We start from the raw sequence: 24,717 nt of genomic DNA, 5'->3' as shown, positions 1-24,717 counted from the left end.
AAAGGAAGGTGAATACAATGACAAAATTTAACCAATTTGGATTAAACGATAACTTAATCCAAGCATTAGATGAGATAGGATTTAAAGAAGCAACGGAAGTTCAAGAAACATTGATTCCAGTGATTAATAAAGGAAAAAGTGTTGTTGGACAATCGCAAACAGGTTCAGGGAAGACGCACACATTTTTATTACCACTGATGAATAAAATTGACACAAAAAAAGAAGAAGTTCAAGTCATTATCACAGCACCAAGTCGTGAGTTAGCTGAACAAATTTATCAAGCAGCAAACCAATTGGCTGGCCACTATGATGATGAGCTACGTGTGAGCAACTATGTGGGTGGAACAGATAAAAAACGCCAAATGGACAAGTTAGCAAACCAACAACCTCATGTTGTGATTGGAACGCCAGGTCGTATTTTAGATTTAATTGAAAGTGGTGCACTAAAAACACATACAGCATTTGCTTTTGTTGTCGATGAAGCTGATATGACACTTGATATGGGATTTTTAGAAGATGTCGATAAAATTGCTGCAACATTACCTGGAAGTTTACAAATGTTAGTCTTTTCAGCGACAATTCCAGTGAAATTAAAACCATTCTTGAAAAAATACATGGACAATCCTGTTGTGGAGCATATCAAACCAACGTCTGTTATTTCTGATACGATTGAAAACTGGGTTATCTCGACAAAAAGTAAAGACGTGGAACAAGTCGTCTATGATTTATTAACAATAGGGCACCCATTTTTAGCAATGGTGTTTGCGAATACGAAACAAAAAGTCGATGAAATTACTGATTTCTTAAAAGAAAAAGGCTTAAAAGTGGCTAAAATTCATGGAGATATTCCGCCACGTGAACGTAAACGTGTGATGAAAAGCATTCAAAACTTAGATTATCAATTTGTCGTGGCGACAGACTTAGCTGCAAGAGGAATTGATATTGAAGGCGTTTCTCATGTCATTAACGCTGAAATTCCAAAAGATTTAGAATTCTTTATTCACCGCGTGGGTCGTACTGGGCGTAATGGACTTCCGGGTATTGCCATCACGTTATATGAGCCAAAAGATGAAGCAGCATTGGCTGAATTAGAAAAACTTGGTATTAGATTTGAACCAAAAGCTATCAAAAAAGGTGAAATTGTGGATCATTACGATCGTAATCGTCGTGAACAACGCTCACGTACGCAAAAACAATTAGATCCATCTATGATTGGTATGGTGAAAAAACAGAAGAAAAAAGTGAAACCAGGTTACAAGAAAAAAATTCGCTATGCGATTGCTGATGATCAAAAACAAAAACGTAAAATTGAGCAACGTCAATCAAATAGAAGCAAACGTAAAGCAAGAAAACAAGATTTTTAAGCAAAAAAACGATGAAATGATTAAATAAATAAAAAAGGAGAGAGTAAAATCTTTCCTTTTTTAGTATGTATATTATGATACACTAAAAAAATACGATATAAATAAAAGAGAATGGACTGATTATATGGCTGAGACATTAACGAGTTTGAAGCCCTTCACTAAGTGGACCGGAGGGAAAAGACAACTGTTGCCTGAACTTATTACAAATATGCCAGAGCAGTATAATAGATATTATGAACCTTTTATAGGTGGTGGTGCTTTGTTTTTTGAAGTATTGCCAACACATGCAACAATTAATGATTTTAATACAGATTTAATTTATACGTATGAAGAAATTAGAGATAATGTGTCTGAGCTAATTGATATATTAAAAATACATAATGAAAATAATAGCAAAGAATACTATCTTGATTTACGTTCTGTTGATAGGGATGAACGTTTTCAAAAAATGACTAAAACTGAGAAGGCTGCTAGATTACTTTATATGCTACGAGTTAATTTCAATGGCTTATATAGAGTAAATTCTAAAAACCAGTTTAATGTGCCATATGGTAGGTATAAAAATCCTAAAATTGTAAATGAAGATTTATTATACAATATTAGTCGATATTTAAATCAGAATGATATAGAAATTTTAAATGGCGATTTTGTTGATGCTGTTACAGATACGAAGGAAGGCGATTTTGTTTATTTCGATCCTCCTTATGCACCTGTGTCATTAACTAGTGCATTTACGTCATACACTCATGAAGGATTCGATTTGTACGATCAAGAACGTCTACGTGACCTATTTGTTGAATTAACTAATAAGGGAGTTAAAGTGATGTTATCGAATTCGGATGTAGAAATTATACATGATTTATACGATGATATTCCAGGTGTTGATATACAGATTGTTGGAGCGACGAGAATGATCAATTCGAAAAGTAGTGGTAGAGGAAAGGTGAATGAAGTCATTATACGAAACTATACTAAGTAAAGTTGAGGGATGCGATTGAGAGAAGAAGTGTATTACTTTGATAAGGAAAGTGGTTCAGCATTAGTATTAGCAGATACGTTCGATTTTTTAGAAAAGATAGATGAAGAAAGTATAGACATGATTTTTGCAGATCCTCCTTATTTTTTAAGTAATGATGGCATATCATGTAGTGGTGGAAAAGCCGTTTCAGTGAATAAAGGTGAATGGGATAAAATAGATTCTTTAGAAGCTAAACATGAATTTAATCGGTCATGGATTAGATTGGCAAAACGAACGCTCAAGCCTAATGGAACGATTTGGATTTCTGGCTCTTTACATAATATATACTCAGTCGGTATGGCTCTTGAGCAAGAGGGGTTTAAAATTTTAAATAATATAACATGGCAAAAAATAAATCCTCCACCAAATTTGTCGTGTCGCTATTTTACACATTCAACAGAAACAGTATTATGGGCTAGAAAAAATGATAAAAAAGCTCGGCATTATTATAACTATGATTTAATGAAGGAACGAAATGGTGGAAAACAAATGAAAGATGTTTGGATGGGCTCTTTGACACCTTTAAAAGAAAAAAAATATGGGAAACATCCTACTCAAAAACCAGAATACCTTTTGGAACAAATTATATTATCTTCTACAAAAGAGGAAGACCTAGTGTTAGATCCTTTTGTTGGAAGTGGAACAACATGTGTTGTAGCTAAAAAACTAGGTAGACGATATATAGGAATTGATCAAGAAAAAGATTATTTAGATTTAGCAATAAAGAGATTACAAAATAGCTAGGAAACAATAATAGGAGATGTTTTATGGAACAGATTAATTACTCATCATATTCTAAAATGACTGATGCAGATAGATTAGATTATTTTATGTCTACTTTATCGACTACAAATAGAACTCCGGAATATTATGTTAATTGGGATAAAGTTGATCGCGAAACGCAAAAATATGAATTAGAATTAAACACATTAAATTATTTAATCGGAAAAGAAGATATTTATGATAAGGCATTAGATTTATTTATTAAACAACCTCACTTATTAAAAGCTATACCTTCTCTAATAGCGAGTCGAGATAAAGTATTAGATGTATTGTTTATTGATAATGATGATGCAATGGAATTTTATAAACTTGATTTTATAAATATAGACACTCAAAAAATTCAAGGGTATGTCGATTTTTGTAACGATTCTGGATTGTTGACTTTTTTAGAAAAAAAAGCAAAACGGTCATTAGTCGATTACGTTTATGGCGTGGAAGCAGGTTTAGATAGTAATGCTAGAAAAAATCGTAGTGGAACGACAATGGAAGGCATACTAGAACGGAATGTTATAAAAGTGAGTAAAGAGCTTGGTTTAGATCATTATCCACAAGCAACAGCAAAATTTATTAAAGAGAATTGGGGTATTGAAGTTCCTGTTGACAAATCTGAAAGAAGGTTTGATGAAGCGGTTTATAATCCGAAAACAAATAAAGTTTGGATTATAGAAACTAATTATTATGGTGGTGGTGGTTCTAAATTAAAATCAGTATCGGGAGAATTTACCTCACTTAATGATCTAATTGAAACTTCTAAAGATGATGTAACGTTTGTTTGGGTTACTGATGGACAAGGGTGGCATACTGCTAAAATACCAATTTCAGAAGCATTTGGTCATATTGATAATATATTTAATTTAAAGATGTTAAGAGATGGTTATTTTGAAGAGATGTTTTATGAGTAAGGGTAGCTATTTTTAATCATCAAAAAAAACGACGAGGAATTTTCCCGTCGTTTTTTTATGTTAGTCTTCTTTTACTAAAAGGATACCAGAACTTGTTCCAAGTCTGTCAGCCCCCATTTCAATCATGGTGAAGGCATCTTCTTTAGAGCGAACGCCACCTGATGCTTTAACAAAGGCACTGTCTTTAACTGTATCTTTCATTAATTTCACATCTTCAGGTGTTGCCCCACCAGTTGAGAAACCTGTTGATGTTTTAACAAAGTCAGCGTTTGCTGCAACAGATAATTCACACGCTTTAACGATTTCTTCATCTGTTAAAAGACATGTTTCAATAATCACTTTAACAATTGCCTTTGGATGACTTGCTTCAACGACTGCGGCAATATCTTTTTCTACGATGTCATATTCTTTATTTTTTAAAGCACCGATATTAATGACCATATCAATTTCTTCCGCACCATTTTCAATAGCATTTGTTGTTTCAAATACTTTGGTTTCTGTTGTGTTTGCCCCTAAAGGGAACCCAATAACGGTACACACTTTTGCTTTTGCATCAGCTAAAATTTCTGCTGCGTAGCTTACCCAGAAAGGATTAACACACACTGAGGCGAAGTCGTATTCTGCTGCTTCCTCGCATAGTGTTTTGATTTGCTCTCTTGTGGCATCTGGTTTTAATAACGTGTGATCGACATATTTTGCTAAATTCATAAAATTAGCTCCTTCAAATAATATTTGTAAACGCTACTGTATTACTACTACTACATTTTACAATGATTGCTAAAGAATAGCAATGCAAACTCTTTAGTCAAAAAGTTAAAAAATGTTGAATAAAATTGTTGACATAAAAATTTTCCTTTGATATTATATGCCTAATAAATCATTGCTTTGAAAAGAAGAGTATATTTTTGGATTGTATAAAGAGACCTCGGATGGTGAGAAAGAGGAACAAGAAGGAAATAGAAGATGGTCTTTGAGCATAAAAGTATGAGCGTGTACCGCTAGTATTTTTCGGGAGTTCCCGTTACCGGACAACAGTATTAAAAGCAATCGGCTTGCGTACTGGGTAAGGTTATTATCGTGAGGTAATAATGAAAAAAGGTGGTAACACGAAACAATGCTTTCGTCCTTTGTTTACTTGTTTAAAGTAGATAAAGGACGGAAGCTTTTTTGTTATCAAAAGAAATTGAAGGAGGCATCATTGTGAGTGATATAGAATTAATTAATGTCTGTAAAACATATCAAACTAAGAAACAAACAGTTGAAGCAGTTAAAGATGTCAATTTATCCATTAAAAGTGGCGATATTTTTGGTGTGATTGGTTTTTCAGGAGCAGGTAAAAGTACCTTGATTCGCTTATTAAATTTATTAGAATCTCCAACCAGTGGCGTGATTGAAGTAGACGGAGAAGATATTACTAAGTTAAAAGGGAAAAAATTGCGAGAGTATCGTCAAGAAGTTGGGATGATATTTCAACATTTTAATCTTTTATGGTCAAGAACCGTATTAGATAACGTCTTACTACCATTAGAATTTAGCCATGTACCAAAGGATGAACGCGAAGAAAAAGCACGTGAATTAATTAAACTAGTTGGTCTTGAAGGACGTGAAAATGCGTACCCTAGTCAATTATCAGGTGGTCAAAAACAGCGTGTGGGAATCGCTCGAGCCCTAACAAATGATCCACAGATTTTATTATGTGATGAAGCAACGAGCGCTCTTGACCCACAAACAACAGAAGAAGTGTTAGACTTGTTGTTAGATATTAATAAACAATTGGGCTTGACTATTGTGTTAATCACTCATGAGATGAATGTAATTCGTAAAATCTGTAATAAAGTGGCTGTCATGGAAACAGGGCGTGTGATTGAAACAGGCGACACCTTATCTGTTTTTAGACACCCAGAGCATGAAGTCACAGCACGATTTATCAAACAAGATAATCAAGAAGATAGTGAAGAAAACGAAGAAGCCATTCAATACTTGCTTAAAAATTATCCTGAAGGGATTCTCGTTCGTTTGATATTTGAAGGGGATAAAGCAAAAGAAACGGTCATTTCACAAGTGATTCATCATTATCAAATTAATGTAAATATTTTACAAGCCAGTCTTAGACAAGCTAATAGTTCCTCTTTTGGAACCATGCTAGTCCAGTTAACAGGAGACGAGGCAACACTTTCAGAAAGTTTGATCTTTTTCGAACAACATGGCGTAGGAGTTGAGGTGATATAACATGGATAAAGGACTAATCGAAACATATTTTAATTTTAGTGAAATTAAAGTGGATGATTTTGTGAAAGCCACAAAAGAAACGTTGTATATGACATTTGTGTCAACATTTTTTGTCGTAATTATTGGGTTGATTATTGGTTTAATGCTTTATTATTTTGGAAAAAGTAATAAACCTGTTGGAAAAACACTTTATGGCATTGTTTCAATTATTAGTAACACGTTTCGTTCCATTCCATTTATTATTTTAATTATTTTGTTATTTCCTATAACAAAAGCATTGATTGGGACGATGTTAGGACCAACTGCTGCTTTACCAGCGTTGATTATTTCAGCAGCGCCATTTTACGCACGACTGGTCGATATTGCGTTTCGTGAAGTAGATCCTGGTGTTTTAGAAGCCAGTGAAGCAATGGGCGCAACACAACTGCAAATTATTTTTAAAGTGTTAATTCCTGAGAGTATCCCAGCTTTAATCTCAGGTATTACAGTGACCACCATTACGATGATTGGCTTTACTGCGATGGCAGGGGCGATTGGGGCAGGTGGTCTAGGCTCTCTTGCTTATCAAGGAGGCTTTATGGGAAATAAGCATACGATTATCATGGTCGCAACAGTTTTAATTCTAATCATTGTCTTTATTTTACAATGGCTAGGTGATTTATTAGTAAAATTAACAGATAAAAGAAGCTAATTAACTAGGGGGAAAAGAAATGAAGAAAACATGGATTAAATTTGGTGTAGCAGCTCTTGCTGTATTGGCACTAGTCGGTTGTGGAAATAATAGTAGCAAAGAAAGCACATCAAAAAGTAGTACAACAGACGACAAAGTGATTAAGGTTGGAGCCTCTCCAACGCCACATGCTGAAATATTAGAAGAGGCAAAACCATTATTAAAAGAAAAAGGATATGATTTAGAAATCGTGACATTCCAAGATTATGTCTTGCCAAATAAAGCGTTGGCAGAAAAAGAAATTGATGCCAACTATTTCCAACATATTCCATATTTTAATAAAGAAGTAAAAGAAAAAGGATATGATTTTGCTAATGCAGGGGCGATTCATTTAGAAAAGATGGCTCTGTATTCACAAAAAATTAAAGATATTAAAGAGTTAAAAGATGGTGCCACAGTACTTGTAAGTAACTCTCAAACTGACTGGGGTCGTGTGATTGGCATGCTTCAAGAAGCAGGGCTAGTAAAAGTAAAAGATGGTGTGGATCTAACAACCGCAACATTTGATGATATTGAAGAAAATCCTAAAAATTTAGTCTTTAAATATGATATTGATCCAGCGATGATGGCGACGACTTATCAAAATAAAGAGGGCGATTTAGTTGCGATTAATGCCAATTTTGCTGAAGGCATTGGCTTAAATCCTGAAAAAGATGGTATCCTAGTGGAAGACAATAACTCTCCATATGCTAATATCATTGCTGTAAGATCTGAAGATAAAGATTCTGACAAAACAAAAGCTCTTGTAGAAGTATTGCATGATCAAAAAATTGTTGATTTTGTTAATAACAAGTGGAAAGGTACCGTTACGATTGTGAATCAATAAGAAATAAGAAAAAGTATGAGTTGAAATAAAAAATTCAACTTGTACTTTTTTATTTTAGGGTAGTAATTGTAGGACAGAGTTCAAACTTGAAATCAGTTCCTATTTATTATACGATTAATTTATAGAAGTAGTGTTAGAAAAAATCAAAGTGAGGTGGAGAGAAAAAATGTCAGTATTAACATTATGGAATCGTTCATATAACGAAACAAAAAATGAAAAGAGGTAGATTATGAATATTTTATTAGCTTTAGGGTTAATTATTTTATTTACAAAAATAGCAGATAGTGTGGCCATTCGGTTAGGGTTTCCATCAGTTGTGGGCAGTTTGATTGTGGGGATTTTAGTGGGACCATCTGTTTTTAACATCATACAAAGCAATGATTCAATCGAGTTGTTATCACACTTAGGGGTTATTCTATTGATGTTTATAGCCGGTGTCGAAAGTGATTTAAAGATATTAAAAAAATATTTTAAGCCATCACTTATTACTGGTCTTCTAGGGGTTTTAGTCCCATTCTTTGTTTTTTTCTTCGCTTCAAGGTCGTTTAGTTATTCTCAAGACACATCCCTTTTTATTGGTTTAATCTTCGGAGCGACTTCACTTAGTATTGCCATTCAGGTATTAAAAGAATTAAATTTCATTCAAACTAAAGAAGGATCCATTATCATAGGATCATCCATTTTAGACGATATTATTGTCGTGATTTTACTAAATCTTGTGTTAAATTTAGTAAACCCCAATACAACGACTGCGGACGTTTTACCGTTTCTATTTAAAAATGTATTGTTCTTCTTATTTATTTATATCTTCGGAAAATTTATTTTACCCATTATTCTTAAAGGATTATCTTACTTTGTGGTTCCCGAAAGAGATGTCGCATTTTCATTGATTATGGTCTTTTTACTTAGCTTTTTAGCTGATTGGATTGGTATGTCAGATATTATTGGTGCATTCTTTGCTGGTATCTTAATCTCGCAAACACCATTTGCTGAATACGTTGAAAGAAAAGTAACCAGTATCACTTCTGCTTTATTTGCCCCAATATTCTTTGTTAGTATTGGATTAAAACTTGTTTTAGATGGTTTAGGCGAAAACATGTTATTAATCATTGTCTTTAGTGTACTAGCTATCTTTACTAAATTTATCGGTGGGTTCCTTGGAGGAAAAATCGAGAAATTTGATAATAATAGTAGTGCCATCATTGGTGCAAGTTTAATCTCTCGAGGAGAAATGGCGTTGATCTTAATATCTTTAGGACTTGAAAAAGGTTTTATCGATCAAGGAATGTATGCGTCTTTAGTTTTAGTTATTATCTTTACCACAGTGATTGCCCCAATATTGTTGAAATGGGCGATTTCGTTTGGAGATAACTCTAAAAAAGATGAGTTAGATGATTCAGTGCATGAATCTTAAAAAAAGAAATGTAGACAATATTGTCTGCATTTTTTTGTTATTTGATAGAAATATTAAATGAGAGTGATTATTATCTGCCTTTTTTCAAGATAAGACGTAATTTAAACACTTTTAAATTGAAGTCCATTCTCAATTAGGTTAAAATTAGAAAAGAGTTAATATTTATTAAAGTAATAATTTGGAGGGAAAAACATGTCCGTTTTAGAAATAAAGGATTTGCATGTATCAATCGAAGAAAAAGAAATACTAAAAGGTGTTAATTTAACCATGAAAACGGGTGAAATTCATGCCATCATGGGACCAAACGGAACAGGTAAATCAACTTTATCTGCTGCGATTATGGGAAATCCAAATTATACGGTCACTAAAGGTGAAATTCTTTTAGACGGTGAAGATGTATTAGAAATGGAAGTTGACGAGCGTGCACGTGCTGGTCTATTTTTAGCGGTTCAATATCCTAGTGAAATTCCAGGAATTACAAACGCTGAATTTATGCGTGCGGCAATGAACGCAAAACGTGCTGATGATGACAAAATTTCAGTAATGGACTTTTTAGATAAATTAGATGACAAAATGGCGTTATTAGATATGCCGGAAGAAATGGCTGAACGTTACTTAAACGAGGGATTCTCTGGCGGAGAGAAAAAACGTAATGAAATTCTTCAATTATTAATGTTAGAACCAACGTTTGCGATTTTAGATGAAATCGATTCAGGTCTTGATATTGATGCCTTACAAGTTGTGTCAAAAGGAATCAATGAAATGCGTGGGGATAACTTTGGTTCACTTATCATCACTCACTACCAACGTCTATTAAACTATATCGTGCCAGATGTGGTTCATATTATGATGGATGGCCGTGTGGTGATGACTGGTGGTGCTGATTTAGCGAAACGTCTTGAAGAAGAAGGATACAAAGGAATCAGTGAAGAATTAGGAATTGATTACGAAGAAAAAGAAGAATAATGAAGGAGACAAGATAAATGAAATCTGCAAATGTAACTGATTATCTTGACGACGTGACATTATTTTCAGCTAGTCAGGAAGAACCACAATGGATGTTAGAACGTCGTAAAGAGGCGTTAAATAAAATTGATGACTTAGAATTACCAGCGATCGAACGAGTAAAATACCATCGTTGGCCATTAATGAATGTTGGCGATTTAAACAATGAAGTGATTAATGAGGAAGTCTTACCTTCTTTTACAGAACTAGAAGATAACCCACTAATCATTCAGGGTCGTACAACGACTTATTTTGAACAAATGCCAGTAGAATTAGCTGAACAAGGCGTGATTTTTACTGATATTTTTACAGCAATGAAAGAGCATAGCGACTTAGTTGAAAAATATTTCATGACAAAAGCTGTGCCAAGTGACGAAGACAAATTAACCGCGTTCCATACAGCCTTTTTAAACGGCGGGGTATTTTTATACGTGCCCAAAAATGTGGTCGTGAAAGACGCATTTGAGTCATTATTTTATCACCAATTAAACGACAGCAGTGCCATGGTAAAACATGTCTTAATCGTAGCTGATGACAACAGTGAGTTAACTTACTTGGAAAGATTCCAATCAGTTGGCGAAACAGCTGAAAAATTAGCAGCGAATATTGTAGTTGAAGTGATTGCTAGACCAGGAGCAAAAGTAAAATTTGCTGCTATTGACCGTCTAGGAAAAGAAGTCAACACGTACTTAAATCGTCGAGGCTACATTATGCGTGATGCGAGTGTGGACTGGGCGTTAGGGTTAATGAGTGACGGAAATGTTGTCGCTGATTTTGACTCAGAACTTGTGGGCGAAGGCTCTCATGCGGAAGTGAAAGTTGTCGCGATTGCAACAGGTCGTCAAATTCAAGGAATCGACACACGTGTAACAAACAGAGCGTCACATTCAATTGGTCACATCTTACAACATGGTGTGATTCGTGAGAAAAGTACGTTAACCTTTAACGGAATTGGTCACATTATCAAAGGGGCAAAAGGTGCAGACGCACAACAAGAAAGTCGTGTGTTAATGTTATCTGATAAAGCTCGTGGTGACGCGAACCCGATTTTATTAATTGATGAATTTGAAGTAACAGCAGGACACGCAGCAAGTGCTGGTCGTCTTGACCCAGAAGAATTATATTATTTAATGAGTAGAGGACTTCCTCAAAAAGAAGCAGAAAGATTGGTAACACGTGGATTCTTAGGGTCTGTGATTACGTCAATCCCTGTTAAATCTGTTCAAGAGGAGTTTGTTCAAGTAATTGATAGAAAGCTGGCTGATTAAATGACTGTATCTAAACGCAAACAAGATTTTCCAATTCTTTTTCAACAAGTAAATGATGAGCCACTTGTCTATTTAGACAACGCTGCGTCAACACATGTGCCAACGCCTGTTATTAATGACTTGGTTACGTATATGCAAACCAGTCATGCGAATGTGCATCGTGGGGTGCATACACTGGCAGAACGTGCGACAAGTCAATATGAAGCAGCGCGAGAAACGGTGCGAACATTTATTGATGCGAGTAGTGTGAAAGAAGTGTTGTTTACACGCGGGACGACAACTGGATTAAACTGGGTGGCACGGTCACTTGGTGAGTTAGTTGTTGAAGCTGGTGACAAAATTGTGATTAGTCGCATGGAACATCACTCAAACATTGTACCGTGGCAAGAATTGGCCAAACGCAAACAAGCTGAACTTATCTACATTGATTTGACTGAAGACGGTGAGTTGGACATGGCTGATGCGAAAGAAAAAATCGTATCCGGTGTGAAAATTGTGTCGATTGCCCATGCATCGAATGTCTTAGGTGTGGTCAATCCTGTCAAAGACTTAGCAAAATTGGCTCATGAAGTCGGTGCTGTGATGGTTGTTGACGGTGCGCAATCAACGCCGCATATGACAGTATCTGTGCAAGAGTTGGATTGCGATTTTTATGCCTTTAGTGGTCATAAAATGTGTGCACCAACTGGTATTGGCGTGTTATATGGTAAACAAACTTGGTTTGAAAAAATGTCACCCATCGAGTTTGGTGGTGAGATGATTAATTTTGTCTATGATGATTACAGCACATGGGCAGAGTTGCCTTATAAGTTTGAAGCCGGCACACCGAATATTTCTGGTGCAATAGCATTAGCAAGTGCGATAAAGTATTTGGAAGAGATTGGTTTAGATACGATTACAAAGCATGAACAAGAATTAGTCGAGTATGTGTTGCCAAAATTACTAGCGATTGATGGATTTGAGTTATATGGGCCAAGAGATGCGAGTAAACATACTGGTGTGATTGCCTTTAACATTAAAGGTGTGCATCCGCATGATTTGGCAACCGCACTAGACATGCAAGGCGTGGCGATTCGAGCGGGACATCATTGTGCTCAACCACTACTTCGTTATTTAGATGTTCATTCAACAGCAAGAGCAAGTTTTTATTTTTACAATACAAAAGAAGATGCCGATTCATTAGTTGAATCAATCATCGCAGCAAAGGAGTTTTTCTCAGATGGCTTTATCTAGATTAGATAATCTTTATCGACAAGTCATTTTAGATCATACCAATCACCCTCATAATAAAGGGGTATTGGATGAAGCGACTAGCCAAATTGAATTGAATAACCCAACGTGTGGGGATGTGATTCAATTACAACTTGTGATGAAAGATGGGGTAATTGATGAGATTGCCTTTGACGGTCATGGTTGTTCGATTAGTATGGCAAGTGCCAGTATGATGACAGATGCGGTAAAAGGAAAAACGGAAAAAGAAGCCATTGAAATCATTGCGGACTTTTTAGAGTTAGTGCAAGGTGAGAACATTGGTGAGAAGAAAAAAGTCTTGAAAGATGCTCAAATGCTAGGTGGCGTGGCAAAATTTCCTGCCAGGATAAAATGTGCGACGTTAGCGTGGAAAGCATTAGAGCGTGGGATTATTGAAGAAAATCAAACGGTTGTAACCGAAGAATTACATAGTGAAGAATAAGGAGTGTGACCCAAGTGAGTGAGGTACCACAATTAGAAGAGTATAAATTTGGTTTTCACGACGATGTGCAACCGATCTATACAACAGGTGAAGGATTAACAGAAGAAATTGTTCGCGCGATTTCGGCTAAAAAAGAAGAACCAGAATGGATGCTTGAGTTTCGTTTGAAATCACTGGAAGCATTCCACAAGATGCCAATGCAAACATGGGGACCGGATTTATCTGACATGGACTTTGATAAGATTAACTATTATCAAAAACCAAGTGATAAACCAGCTCGTGATTGGGATGATGTGCCAGATAAAATCAAAGAAACGTTTGAACGTATCGGGATTCCAGAAGCAGAACGTAAATATCTAGCTGGAGCAAGTGCGCAGTATGAATCAGAAGTGGTGTATCACAACATGAAAGAAGAATTCCAAAAATTAGGAATCGTCTTTACCGATACAGATACTGCATTAAAAGAGTACCCAGATTTATTTAAACAATATTTTGCCTCTTTAGTGCCACCAACTGACAATAAATTAGCAGCATTAAACTCAGCAGTATGGTCTGGTGGAACATTTATCTATGTACCAAAAGGCGTACGAGTAGATGTGCCATTGCAAACTTACTTCCGTATTAACGCTGAAAATACTGGACAGTTTGAGCGTACGTTGATCATTGTGGATGAAGGCGCAAGTGTGCATTACGTTGAAGGATGTACTGCACCAACTTATTCAAGCAATAGTTTGCATGCGGCGATTGTTGAAATCTTTACCTTAAAAGATGCGTATTGCCGTTACACAACCATCCAAAACTGGTCTGACAACGTGTATAACTTAGTAACAAAACGCGCTCGTGCAGATCAAGGGGCGACAGTGGAATGGATTGATGGAAACTTAGGTGCTAAAACAACGATGAAATACCCAAGTGTTTACCTTGAAGGAGAAGGCGCGCGTGGAACGATGTTATCTGTTGCGTTTGCTGGAGCGAATCAAATTCAAGATACTGGGGCAAAAATGATTCACAATGCACCAAACACATCAAGCTCGATTGTTTCTAAATCAATCGCCAAAGATGGTGGAGAAGTGAATTACCGTGGTCAAGTAACTTTCTCTAAACAAAGTGAAGGATCGATTTCACATATTGAGTGTGATACGATTATTATGGATGAATTATCAAAAAGTGATACCATTCCATTTAATGAAATCCACAATAGTCATGTTGCATTGGAACATGAAGCCAAAGTATCAAAAATCTCTGAAGAACAACTTTACTACTTGATGAGTCGTGGCTTGTCAGAAGAAGAAGCGACAGAGATGATTGTCATGGGATTTGTGGAACCATTTACGAAGGAATTACCAATGGAATATGCCGTTGAATTAAATAGACTGATTTCTTATGAGATGGAAGGAAGCGTTGGTTAATCTTTAGATATGAGCTAGAAACCTTTATACATAAGGCTTCTAGCTTTTTTATTTTGTCTTGATAGTAGAAATGACCAACCTTTTAGTGATGAGCCATCATATCAGCAAACTCTGGACCTGTTTTCTTAGGGGTGCTGTTCGCAATATTTGTATAGATAGATTACGTTACTTTTCTGTTTATGTTGATGAGTCTATTCCAAATGATAAGTAAGTTATATCAAAAGCAATTGAACATCTGAAAGAATTAATCTATCTATTCAGAAGAAGGTGGGAGAAGGGATTACAGCAAGCTTAAAAGAGCCACTGGAAATGGAAGTGTACTCTTACTCTAATTGCTGGACAACCAACTCAAGCTAATCATATCTTCGGTAGAATCATACAAGGAATTGAATAGGATAGAGAACCCTACCCCGTTGTTTTGTGACCGTACTAAGGGTACCCTTTAAATGAGCTACAGTGCTCACTTGGGGTACTCTTTTTTTGACTTTTGCAAAAGGCTAATAAGTTTTGATACATGAAACGAAATGAAATAAAGCTTTATAAACAATGATATACAAGGGTTTCTGCGTTTCATATATAATTGAAACGAAAAATAGTTTTTGGATGAAAATCCTTAAAAAGTGCTACATAGTTGTGGGAGTTATTGCAGATGAAACAGACCTACAAATATTTCATATAGTATAAAAGAAAACGCTATATTGATTGTTTTTTACTATTGTGATATCATTATTTTAGAACAATTACCTAGAGTTCCCTGCAAATAAATTTGCTATTATACAAAACAATAGCGGTATGAAAAAGCCCCTGCATGTTCTATTGACGTCAAAATTTGTTTTGATATCATGATTACGCATATCTGGACTATAGTATGAGTCTATGATGTTACGACTTTGTGTTGTATCACTCAGTGAGAAGCAGGGGATTTAATCAAGCTAATAAAAGTTGTTAGCTAAGTAAGAGTGAAGCGTTAACAAGACTGTTTAACTTCTAAATCTATAATTATAACGCAGGGGAGGGTCTTAATGACCTAAATAATTATAGGAGGTAAATGTCATGAGCAAAAACAAGCAAGTGTCTAAAATTGTTCTGGTTAAACAGTGGCTTAAACAACGGACATATAAAAATGGAACTTTGAGCTTTTTTAATTGTCTCAAGCTTATTGCAGATATTCAAGGCATCATTGGTGCTTTCAAAGTCGTAATAATGGTTCTAGGATTCGTTCTAGGCGTTCTGTATAAAGTCTTGCCTTTTCTAATAGAAGTTGTCCAATTATTAGAAAACTTGGCTTCATCTCTTTCTTATAAAAGAAGGGGATTTTTTTTATGGATTTTGCTAAATCTAGGCTTTACGGGGTATCAAATAAAAAATACTTGTCAGAACTACTGCAGTTGGAATTAAAAACTTTAAAAGATGTTGATAGTAATTACGAAGTGGAACCATTTTTTAAAGAAGTTAATGGAAAAATTAGAGAATTATATAACCCATCAGATGCTCACAAAAGAGCACTTAAAAATATTGTTAAGAGACTGAGCTATATTGGTTTTCCACATTACATATATGGGGGGATTCCTCTTGTGGGATATGTGGACAATGCAAGTAGACATTTGGAGAAAGAATATTTGCTATTGCTAGATATCACAAATTTTTTTCCTAGTACTAAAGATTCATATGTTTATGATTTTTTTCATAATACGATGTCTCAGCCAGCGGATATAGCAAAAATTTTAACTAATTTGACGACTATAAAGAAAGATGAAGAGCGTTTTTTACCACAAGGTTTTTCAACAAGTCCTATGCTAAGTTTTCTATCTTATCATCAAATGTACGAAGAGTTAGATGTTTTTTCGAAAAGAAATAATTTTACTTTTTCAGCTTACTATGATGACTTTACATTTTCATCCGATAAGTTTATCCATACTAGTAAGCGGAGAGAAGCAATTGCAATAATAGAAAAATATGGTTTACAGGTCAATAAGAAAAAGACGAGGTTAACAATCTGTAATCATACACGAATTACTGGGGTAATTATTCATGAGAATACTAAAAAAGCTCCTAAAAAACTTAATAAAAAGATGTATGATTACTATAGTTTGTTACTTGAAATGGATAAAGATCCAAGTAATTTCGTTCAAGATGAGTTTATTGATACTTGTAATAGATTTCAAGGATGCATAGCAGCGATACAATCTATAGAAAAAGAAAGAAATATGGAACATTATAAGAATACATTGCGTTATATAAGAACTAAATTTGATGTTCCAGTAGAAAAGAAAAAGAAACATTTATACTTTAAAAATGTGCAAATAAACAATTGAAAGTATGTACTAAGAAATCAAATTCTTATAGTTTCATAGGAGGAATAAATGTCTAAAAAGTTATTTAAATGGATAGTAGGTATCGTGGTTTTTATTCTTTTGATTACAAATGTGCAAACTGTAATACATGCTATAATATCATTTAATTTGGATGTAACCTCAGGAAATCTTTTTGGGTTATGTTTAATAGTTTTTTTAGAAATATGCTTTTTCTTAATAATTTATGATTTTTTGATTCTTGAAAGTTATGTTTTAATCAGTTCTAATTTAGAGACATTGGGCAGACTTTCAATAACGAGTAAGAATGTTGGGTTAGCTTTGTTTATGATAAGAGTTAATTACAATGCATCGAGAGCTTTTAAATTTTTAAGATTAGGGTGGGTTGGATATGGTAATTCAAATTTAAGCCCAGTATGGGTTGGAATATCAAAATCAACTTTATTTAAAAAAATATTTGTTATTATCAGAGTTGTGATAAGTTTACCTGCAATATTAGCGGTAGTTCTCACGCTATTCACGTTAAATATAATCAATGTAGACTGGGTATATAGTCAGTGGGAATATCTTTTGGGATTTCTTAAAAAAGCTTTCACAATAAAAATTAATTTTGGAGATATTTTTTCTAAATTGCCTGCAGTTGTTGCACTGTTAACGGTAGTGCCTGTCTTATTCTTTTTCTATTTTTATAGTCAAAAAAGAGAAGTTCGAAAGATTATTGATAGAAAAAATAATGAGTCATTCAAAATTGTTGTGATCAAACATAATGAGCTATCGAAACTTATTTCAAAATCTATTTACACTATTTCTGAAAATTTAGACTATGTGATTAATTGTCAATCGTTGATAGTAGATCTGATTTTAAACAAAAAGATAAAAAATATGCATGAGCTGAAAGGCAGACATTATTATGCAAATAAAAATGTTGAAACATATCTTTTCAAAGAGATACCGGAAATTCCCAAAATAGCTGAGATAATTGTAGAACTCACAAGTGAAGAATTAGATTATTTTACAAAAATTTTTTCTGTGAAAAGATATGAAATTTGGCATTTTTATTGGGAATTTAGCAGTTATAAGACCTCTGAGAAACTAAATAGACTACTTCTTACTAAACAAGGGATGAACGAAATAATTTCAAAGATTACGGAGTTACCTTTTGAGATTTCAAAGGAGGAATTGACAAAATATGAAAACGAACCACAAGATATTTTGTCGTATAAAATCTATGATGCTTTAGAAACTCTGTACTCTCTAAAAAGATATAATGAATCATTAAAACGATATCTAACTTCTTCAAAAACAGAAAAGACATTAATGAAGACTTTGGTTAAAGAAAAACAAAATTGATATTAAACTTGGTAAGGATAAGAGATAATTTTTCGGGATTATAATAATGAATTATATGAGTTAATTACTTTAGTACTACTAGTGTTAATCAATGATAAGTACATAGATATGTGCTAATATAGTGATATGTAGATTATGAAATGGAGGATAAAAGTGGCTAATAATATTAAAAGTGAATTATTTTTTTTAAAGCAATATGGTTACAGTGAAGGTTTGCTTGAGTACATTTTTTTATCTGGTCAAAATCCTATCTATTTTATATTTGATAATGATGAATACACTGAAGACGAAAAAAAAATATTTACTAAAAAAGACGAAAAATTGTCTTTTGACAAAGAAAAATACAAAGAATTTAAAATAGAATTATTTAACAATGATGCCTTCTTAACGAAACATAGTATCAACAAAATATATTTTAAATATGATAAAACTTATTTTAATGAATTGTTTCCTGAAAAAATACAACCTTTGTTTATGTATTCAAAAGGTGATGAGAAGTTACTAAGTACTGGTTTAAAAAGAATTTCGGTAGTTGGAACTAGAAATCCGAAAGAAAGATCAATCATTGCTACTAAAACTCTGGTGAAAAAATATGTTGAAAAAGGGTATGTAATTGTTAGTGGTTTAGCTGAAGGAATAGATTCTGTTGCACACCAAGTGACATTGGAAAATCAAGGAAAAACTATTGCTGTTTTACCAACAAATTTTAATAATATTTATCCCCAAAAAAATCAATCATTGGCACGAAAAATACAAAAAAATGGACTTTTAATAACTTCAATAGGTCCTAGTGAAAATACTTTTAAATCAAGTTTTCTAGAACGAAATCAGTATGTAGCAAATATGAGTGAAATTTTATTAGTTATTGAAACCAATTTAAAAAGTGGAACTATGAATACCATTAGAAACGCTAGTTTAGCAAATAAAAAAATATTATTTATTGATCAAAAGAATGAAGAAGTGAATGAAAAAATTAGTAAATATGGTGGGGTGCAAATAAATGGAAACTAATAATAAATTAATAATAATGTCAAAACTTTTTTTATTTAGTGAAAACAACGAATTGATTGTTGAAAATTTAAATTTAATTGACAGTTTAAATGATCAAGGCATCACTGTTGGTATACTATCAAAAAATAATACATTAGTTGAATTACAGAATAAAATACCTTCTAATTATAAGGAAAAAATATTATTCATTAATAGAGGAAAGCAAAATGAGCAAGTAATAATAAATAATAAAAATCAGGGGCTAATATGTGCATTAGTGGGTGTGGTAGAAGCTGATGCGTTATTTGCATTTCATTGTAAAATTCCTTTATTTAATCCTGAATTTATTGTTAATAGAATAGTAGTGGCTGATAAAGTAAAAAGTTATGGACTACCTTTTTGGAATTTTATTGATGTCGTAAATTGTTTAGTTGCATTCGAAAATTATAAAAGATATTATTTTGGATTATTTGAATCCCCAAATTATTATGTTTATAGTCTAATTAATGCAAATACATTTCATAAACCTGAAGATGAAGTGCGGATTAAAGAAATTTTTCAGACTAATCTTAAAGGTTCTCAAGGTACAAGAAATCAAAAAATTTTATTATTGTTATTATTTATGTTAATGGGAGAGGTAACTACTAATTCTATTTATGAAGAAATTAATTATTGGGGAACGTTCCCATCATCAAAAAGAAATAATCCCAATACCTCTGCTGCGTTTATAAAGGAATCAGTGAGATGTATTTTAGGAAAAGGACCAAGAGGAGGACACGAACTCTTTTTAAGACATACAGATATGCCTTCGAAGCATTCTAGCGGAAATAATAGGTTGAATTTTAAATGTGATAAAGATTTTGATACACTTGTTGTTAATCCTCAAATTGCCCATTTGATAAGGGGGAACTCTGTTTGTATAATAGATGATTATATTACAAAAGGATATTCTGCAGAGACTGCGAAACACTTGTTGCTTAAAGCAGGTGCAAGAAAGGTTGTAGTGCTATCAATAGGAAAGTTTGGACAAGAGTATTTCTCAACACAGTATCAATTACTAGGAGATATTACTCAATCCAACTACCAATACAATTTTGTGAGTCAAATTTTAAACCGGAAATACAATTCTAATGGAGAATCTTTTTATACTGATAATGACTCGGATATATTGAGTTACGGAGATCTTATTTTTTAATGGAAATTGTCATAATAAAAGACAAGCTCATATAAGCTTGTCTTTTATATTTGCTTCCAATAACATAGCATAAATTGACCAGATTTTGACCATCCTAATTTGATAATCAGTCATAACTATTGACTCATTGAACTATGATGAGTGATGTTGATTTATTGATTTGACAACGAATGACAATGGTTGAGAGGCCGATTCCAATATGGAAGGGTCTGTGGGGTAGATGAACATTTGAAGGTAGTTTTTGATATAGATACATTGAGTTTTATAATGGGGATGTTTTCAACAATAGTTTTTCCATTTTTAATTTGGTTATTTAATAAATTTGTAAAGATAATTAAAATAAAAAGATTTAAGAAATTATTATACAGAGAATATGTATTGAAAATAAAGGGAATTAAGCATGAAGAATTGAAGAAATATAGTTCTGATTCTATAAGAAGATTAAACTATCTAATTGAAAAAGAATTAACCTATTTTAACAATGATGTTCAATTTGAATATATAAGAGCTGTAGAGTATACAAACATGCTATTTTTTTCTATTACTGAGAAAAGTAAGTCAACAGAATTTAGAGATGTTTTGAAAGTACCTATTGAAGTTATAGAAGATGAAAAGAGAGAAAAAGATTAGTGAGCTAATAAATTTGTATAATAACCCTATAGATGATTATTTAAAAATGAAAAGAGATAAATTCTTATAAAAAAGAGATGATTCCTCATCTTCCAATCTATATAAACTTACATCTCACAAATCCGTTTTTTTGACCTTGAATTTGACCTTGATGAAAATATGCTGATTTGATTATCAATGATATTTATTAATTTGAGAACATTAATATATCAGTATTTAAAACGTGTAAATGGATTGAGTGATGTTATTTACTTTAAAGGCTCTACGTCAAATGATGAGGATGACTAAAGTCATTAATGTTAAAAAACGTTAGACATGTTTTCACATCTCTAACGTTTTTTCCTACCCTTCCTTCAACCATTTCTCCAGTAATAATCTCTGAACTTTCATTGTGGCGGTATGAGGTATCTCGTCAAATGTTTTAATAATAGGCTCATTTAAATGAGGGAGGTCAGCTACTTGCATCCACCACGCGTTCCAATCCATTTCTTTTCCAGGCACAACAGCTAAAACAGGTTGAGGAGAGTTATCTTTTCCACGCACAATCACGACTTCTTCCAAGAAATCCAAGGCATCTAATAAATAATCTTCCAGTGCAAGCGTGCTATCAATGTTTTCAATCAAATCGACTTGGCGATCTTTTAAGTATAGATGACCACGCTCGTCCATCATGCCGTAATCGCCACTATCCCACCATTTACCATAAACATTTTCTTCGAAACGAGCGTCTTCTTTATAATAAGTTAATGCACGGCCTTTTGATAAAAACTGGATGTGTCCATCTGTCATGACAGGTAGCAGTGTACCGTTCTCATCGGTAATTCTGGCTTTTGTTAATCCTTCAAGTCCAACTCCCATATCACGAGCATCTGAGTCTTTTAGTGACTCAATGGTGTGTGACCGTAAAATCATTGGGCCGCATTCACTTTGACCATAAACTTGTAAAAAGATAGGATCATTTTCTTTTGATGCGTTTAAAAAGGCTAACATAGTCGCATTGTTTATTGCATCAAATGTCGAATGATAACATTTAATGCTAGTAAACACATGAGGTTTTTCTTTTGCCAGTCTTGCCCATTGGACGAAATTATTTGGATGAGTTTCCAATGCAATAGGTTGGTGTGTTGTTAGCATGTCTTCCACTTGCTGAGGTGTTGCACTTGCTAGTGGCATCATAGGAAATCCCATACTCATCAATGAAGAAACCCCAATATTAAAACGAGAGTGCACAGGTGAGATGTGAAACGCAACCAATTCTTTTTTTGAAATATGAGTAAAAATTTCTCGTTGCCATTTTGTTCGCCAACCCATTGAGCGATAAGAATGACAAATCAGCTTGGGAATCCCTGTTGTGCCAGACGTGTGAGTCATGTATGCTATGTCATCTTTGCCCAACTCTTCTTGCGATACAGGTTGTGCTGAGGCATTTAACAAGATATCTAATGAAATTTTTTTATCATGTGAACTATTTCGCACAGCTTTTACATTATCTTCAGTCATATCATCAAATAAAATAAATGGATCTTCTAAACGTTCAACAAACACGCTGATGGTTTCAGGTGGTAAATGATAAGACACCATGACAGGTATCGCACCAAGGAAAGATGCTGCGACAGCAAGTAAATAAGTATCAAACTTAGGACTTTTATATAGGATGATTTTATCGCCTTTTTTAACACCTAAATGAGCCAACTGATACGCTCTTTTTAGTATTTTGTCATGACTTTCTTTATAAGTTGTTTCTGATCCCAGTGAGGCAAAAGCTGGTAGTGTTTCATCAAAAATAATCGGAATCGTCGGCGTTTTCTCAGCAGCCTCTTTGTAGTTGGTATAAAGATTTAATGGTTGATAGTCAAGTATATTTTTCAATTAAAAAACCCTCTCAAAATAAATTGTGCAAGTTTGAACAATTGCTGAATTATCTTATCATAAAATTACTTTATTTACTATGGTTAAAAAGTAGGGTTAAGTAAAGAGTTCTTTATCTTTTATCTCACCATCTCCAATGCTTCATACCATTACTGTCTTCTTTTTTCCATATACCCATTCGCAGCGCCACTCGTTGAGATACAAGGCATGATAGTTATATCCGAAAATAAATTGTTTTCTAACACTTCATCATAGGCTTTCTTACCGTTTGTGATAATTAATTTGATATCTGCTTGAGTTAGAATTTGGCTAAAATCATTTAACTCAACTGTTTTAAACGACGTATCTAAACTGCCGTCACGCTCAAATAAATGATACACATCCCACAAGCCAATCTGATGATCTAGCAGTAACGCCACTCTCTTGTCATAATCTGTCTCAAAGGGAACGTTAAAAAAAGCAAACATCATTTTCCAAAACTGATTCCCATTGTTACCATAATATTGTTGTTTCTTTAATGACATCTCACTTGGTGCACTGCCTAAAATAAGAATTCTTGTGTCTTTATTGAAAATCGGATCAAGCCCACGTTGCATAAAACATGCCTCCTTTTTGTGATTTATTTCATCGTAAGATAAAACTAGTCATAAGTAAATCTTAACAAGTTAAAAATATTAGTGACAGAATCCATTTCTCAAACGTTTATATAAGTGTAGAGAAAAAGATGGAGGATGAGATGATGACAACACAACCAACTTATTTTGCGATTATTCCAGCTCATGTGAGATACGCTAAAACGATCAGTGCTAATGCCAAACTGTTATATGGAGACATTTCTGCTTTATGTCATCAACAAGGGTATTGCTGGGCAACCAATGATTATTTTGCCAGACTATATGATGTGAGTAAAACGTCTATTTCAAAATGGATTAATCAACTAAAAGAGCAAGGGTTTGTGACAGTGGAGTTGCATTATAAAAAAGACAGTAAAGAAATCGACAAGAGGCATATAAAAATTGTTGAAGAGCCTATGAAACAAAAAGAGTTTACCTCACCAACGAATGTGATTGCCCCTATTGAAGAAAAGTTTAAAGAGAATAAGACAGTGAATACTAAAAAGAATAAAATAATGAATAAAAAGCATCAATATATGGAAGAGCATATGAGATTAGCAAAAATGTTACACACGAATCTATCAAAAGATTTTCCAAAAGAGATGAGCAAAGTTAACTTAAATGCTTGGGCAAGTGAGATGTCCTTGTTAAATAAGCAAGATGGCGTGAAAATAGAGGACATAGATCACATGATTAACTGGTTAAAAACCAATGATTTTTGGTCTCGTCATATCAGACAGCCTAAAAAGTTAAGAGAAAAATTTGAGCGACTTGTTGTTGAAAGCAAAAAAGGTAAGACAACCACATCAAAAACAGAAACATTGCCTGATTGGTTCAATCAATCAATAAAAGACACTCCAGTAAGTGAAGAAGAGATGTTTGATATTAAGCAAAAAATACTGGCCTTTCAAAGGAGTTAAAAAAACAGACTAACTATAAAAGCCAGTCTGTTTATTAAGTGTTTTTTGTTGATGCTTTTTAAAAGCAAGGATAGCAGTCGCGATAGTGGCAATGATAACAGTTTTTTTCTTCATAAAAATCATCCTTTCAAAATAAATGATGGTACTAAGTGGACGGTAGGATTCGAACCTACACCTCGGTAAATAGAGAACAAAC

23 protein-coding genes and 1 other annotated feature are annotated in these 24,717 nt (G+C 33.7%); of the genes, 20 read left to right on the top strand and 3 right to left on the bottom strand.

Going from position 1 to position 24,717, the window contains the following annotated elements; genetic code table 11:
• The first annotated feature begins 17 nt into the window (after positions 1-17).
• The 4 genes from G314FT_RS08290 (at position 18) to G314FT_RS08275 (ending at position 4,067) form a co-directional block, all read left to right on the top strand.
• Positions 18-1,364: a DEAD/DEAH box helicase gene (locus G314FT_RS08290; RefSeq protein WP_257700484.1), complete on the top strand. Its 1,347-nt coding sequence runs from the start codon at positions 18-20 to the stop codon at positions 1,362-1,364.
• 124 nt (positions 1,365-1,488) lie between these two features.
• The gene (locus G314FT_RS08285; protein ID WP_257700482.1) at positions 1,489-2,343 is read left to right on the top strand and encodes a DNA adenine methylase; all 855 of its coding nucleotides are present in this window, start codon (positions 1,489-1,491) and stop codon (positions 2,341-2,343) included.
• A gap of 9 nt (positions 2,344-2,352) precedes the next feature.
• Entirely contained in the window at positions 2,353-3,126 is a 774-nt protein-coding gene (locus G314FT_RS08280) for a DNA-methyltransferase (protein WP_257700481.1), read from the top strand.
• Between the two features lie 32 nt (positions 3,127-3,158).
• Entirely contained in the window at positions 3,159-4,067 is a 909-nt protein-coding gene (locus tag G314FT_RS08275) for a type II restriction endonuclease (protein WP_423837533.1), read from the top strand.
• Between the two features lie 60 nt (positions 4,068-4,127).
• Here G314FT_RS08275 and deoC read toward each other — a convergent pair whose 3' ends face one another.
• On the bottom strand, positions 4,128-4,775 hold the full coding sequence (deoC, locus tag G314FT_RS08270) for a deoxyribose-phosphate aldolase (RefSeq protein ID WP_257700479.1): 648 nt from the start codon (positions 4,773-4,775) through the stop codon (positions 4,128-4,130).
• A gap of 168 nt (positions 4,776-4,943) precedes the next feature.
• Positions 4,944-5,198: a binding site (T-box leader), on the top strand.
• Positions 5,199-5,267: 69 nt separating this feature from the next.
• Between deoC and G314FT_RS08265 the strand changes: the two genes are divergently transcribed.
• The 15 genes from G314FT_RS08265 to G314FT_RS08195 all read left to right on the top strand — a co-directional run bounded on the left by G314FT_RS08265 (position 5,268) and on the right by G314FT_RS08195 (position 21,118).
• Positions 5,268-6,296 (top strand): methionine ABC transporter ATP-binding protein, encoded by a 1,029-nt coding sequence (locus G314FT_RS08265; protein ID WP_257700478.1) that lies wholly within the window; start codon positions 5,268-5,270, stop codon positions 6,294-6,296.
• Between the two features lies 1 nt (position 6,297).
• The gene (locus G314FT_RS08260) at positions 6,298-6,987 is read left to right on the top strand and encodes a methionine ABC transporter permease (protein ID WP_257700476.1); all 690 of its coding nucleotides are present in this window, start codon (positions 6,298-6,300) and stop codon (positions 6,985-6,987) included.
• A gap of 19 nt (positions 6,988-7,006) precedes the next feature.
• On the top strand, positions 7,007-7,852 hold the full coding sequence (locus tag G314FT_RS08255; protein WP_257700474.1) for a MetQ/NlpA family ABC transporter substrate-binding protein: 846 nt from the start codon (positions 7,007-7,009) through the stop codon (positions 7,850-7,852).
• A 229-nt stretch (positions 7,853-8,081) separates the two neighbouring features.
• The gene (locus G314FT_RS08250) at positions 8,082-9,266 is read left to right on the top strand and encodes a cation:proton antiporter (RefSeq protein ID WP_257700472.1); all 1,185 of its coding nucleotides are present in this window, start codon (positions 8,082-8,084) and stop codon (positions 9,264-9,266) included.
• 192 nt (positions 9,267-9,458) lie between these two features.
• A complete protein-coding gene (gene sufC / locus G314FT_RS08245) occupies positions 9,459-10,232 on the top strand; it encodes a Fe-S cluster assembly ATPase SufC (protein ID WP_079344716.1) in 774 nt (257 codons plus the stop codon).
• Between the two features lie 17 nt (positions 10,233-10,249).
• A complete protein-coding gene (sufD, locus tag G314FT_RS08240; protein ID WP_257700468.1) occupies positions 10,250-11,539 on the top strand; it encodes a Fe-S cluster assembly protein SufD in 1,290 nt (429 codons plus the stop codon).
• Positions 11,540-12,772 (top strand): cysteine desulfurase, encoded by a 1,233-nt coding sequence (locus G314FT_RS08235; RefSeq protein WP_257700466.1) that lies wholly within the window; start codon positions 11,540-11,542, stop codon positions 12,770-12,772. It abuts the gene before it with no gap.
• Positions 12,759-13,232: a Fe-S cluster assembly sulfur transfer protein SufU gene (sufU, locus tag G314FT_RS08230; protein ID WP_257700464.1), complete on the top strand. Its 474-nt coding sequence runs from the start codon at positions 12,759-12,761 to the stop codon at positions 13,230-13,232. The genes G314FT_RS08235 and sufU overlap by 14 nt, the downstream gene beginning before the upstream one ends.
• 14 nt (positions 13,233-13,246) lie before the next feature.
• Entirely contained in the window at positions 13,247-14,641 is a 1,395-nt protein-coding gene (gene sufB, locus G314FT_RS08225) for a Fe-S cluster assembly protein SufB (RefSeq protein ID WP_157093636.1), read from the top strand.
• A gap of 1,053 nt (positions 14,642-15,694) precedes the next feature.
• Positions 15,695-16,039, top strand: a complete 345-nt coding sequence (locus tag G314FT_RS08220; RefSeq protein ID WP_257700463.1) for a hypothetical protein — start codon at positions 15,695-15,697, stop codon at positions 16,037-16,039.
• Complete coding sequence (locus G314FT_RS08215) at positions 15,964-16,956, top strand: reverse transcriptase family protein (RefSeq protein ID WP_257700462.1); 993 nt, start codon at positions 15,964-15,966, stop codon at positions 16,954-16,956. Before G314FT_RS08220 ends, G314FT_RS08215 begins: the two co-directional genes overlap by 76 nt.
• Before the next feature lie 48 nt (positions 16,957-17,004).
• A complete protein-coding gene (locus G314FT_RS08210) occupies positions 17,005-18,303 on the top strand; it encodes a hypothetical protein (protein ID WP_257700456.1) in 1,299 nt (432 codons plus the stop codon).
• Between the two features lie 153 nt (positions 18,304-18,456).
• The gene (locus G314FT_RS08205; RefSeq protein ID WP_257700455.1) at positions 18,457-19,314 is read left to right on the top strand and encodes a DNA-protecting protein DprA; all 858 of its coding nucleotides are present in this window, start codon (positions 18,457-18,459) and stop codon (positions 19,312-19,314) included.
• Positions 19,304-20,488: a phosphoribosyltransferase gene (locus G314FT_RS08200; RefSeq protein WP_257700453.1), complete on the top strand. Its 1,185-nt coding sequence runs from the start codon at positions 19,304-19,306 to the stop codon at positions 20,486-20,488. The genes G314FT_RS08205 and G314FT_RS08200 overlap by 11 nt, the downstream gene beginning before the upstream one ends.
• A gap of 228 nt (positions 20,489-20,716) precedes the next feature.
• Positions 20,717-21,118 carry a hypothetical protein gene (locus G314FT_RS08195; protein ID WP_257700451.1) on the top strand — a complete coding sequence of 134 codons (402 nt, stop codon included), beginning with the start codon at positions 20,717-20,719 and terminating at the stop codon, positions 21,116-21,118.
• A 342-nt stretch (positions 21,119-21,460) separates the two neighbouring features.
• Here the strand turns inward: G314FT_RS08195 and G314FT_RS08190 are convergent, their stop codons facing one another.
• Positions 21,461-22,987 (bottom strand): class I adenylate-forming enzyme family protein, encoded by a 1,527-nt coding sequence (locus G314FT_RS08190; RefSeq protein WP_257700449.1) that lies wholly within the window; start codon positions 22,985-22,987, stop codon positions 21,461-21,463.
• A 149-nt stretch (positions 22,988-23,136) separates the two neighbouring features.
• Positions 23,137-23,583 (bottom strand): DNA-deoxyinosine glycosylase, encoded by a 447-nt coding sequence (locus G314FT_RS08185; RefSeq protein WP_257700446.1) that lies wholly within the window; start codon positions 23,581-23,583, stop codon positions 23,137-23,139.
• Positions 23,584-23,726: 143 nt separating this feature from the next.
• On the opposite strand from G314FT_RS08185, the gene G314FT_RS08180 reads away from it, so the two are divergent.
• Positions 23,727-24,521, top strand: a complete 795-nt coding sequence (locus tag G314FT_RS08180; RefSeq protein ID WP_257700445.1) for a helix-turn-helix domain-containing protein — start codon at positions 23,727-23,729, stop codon at positions 24,519-24,521.
• Positions 24,522-24,717: the final 196 nt, after the last annotated feature.

Origin of the sequence: Vagococcus luciliae (assembly GCF_024637875.1) — a bacterium.
Classification (GTDB): domain Bacteria; phylum Bacillota; class Bacilli; order Lactobacillales; family Vagococcaceae; genus Vagococcus; species Vagococcus luciliae.
This window is presented reverse-complemented; position numbering and strand designations above follow the sequence as displayed.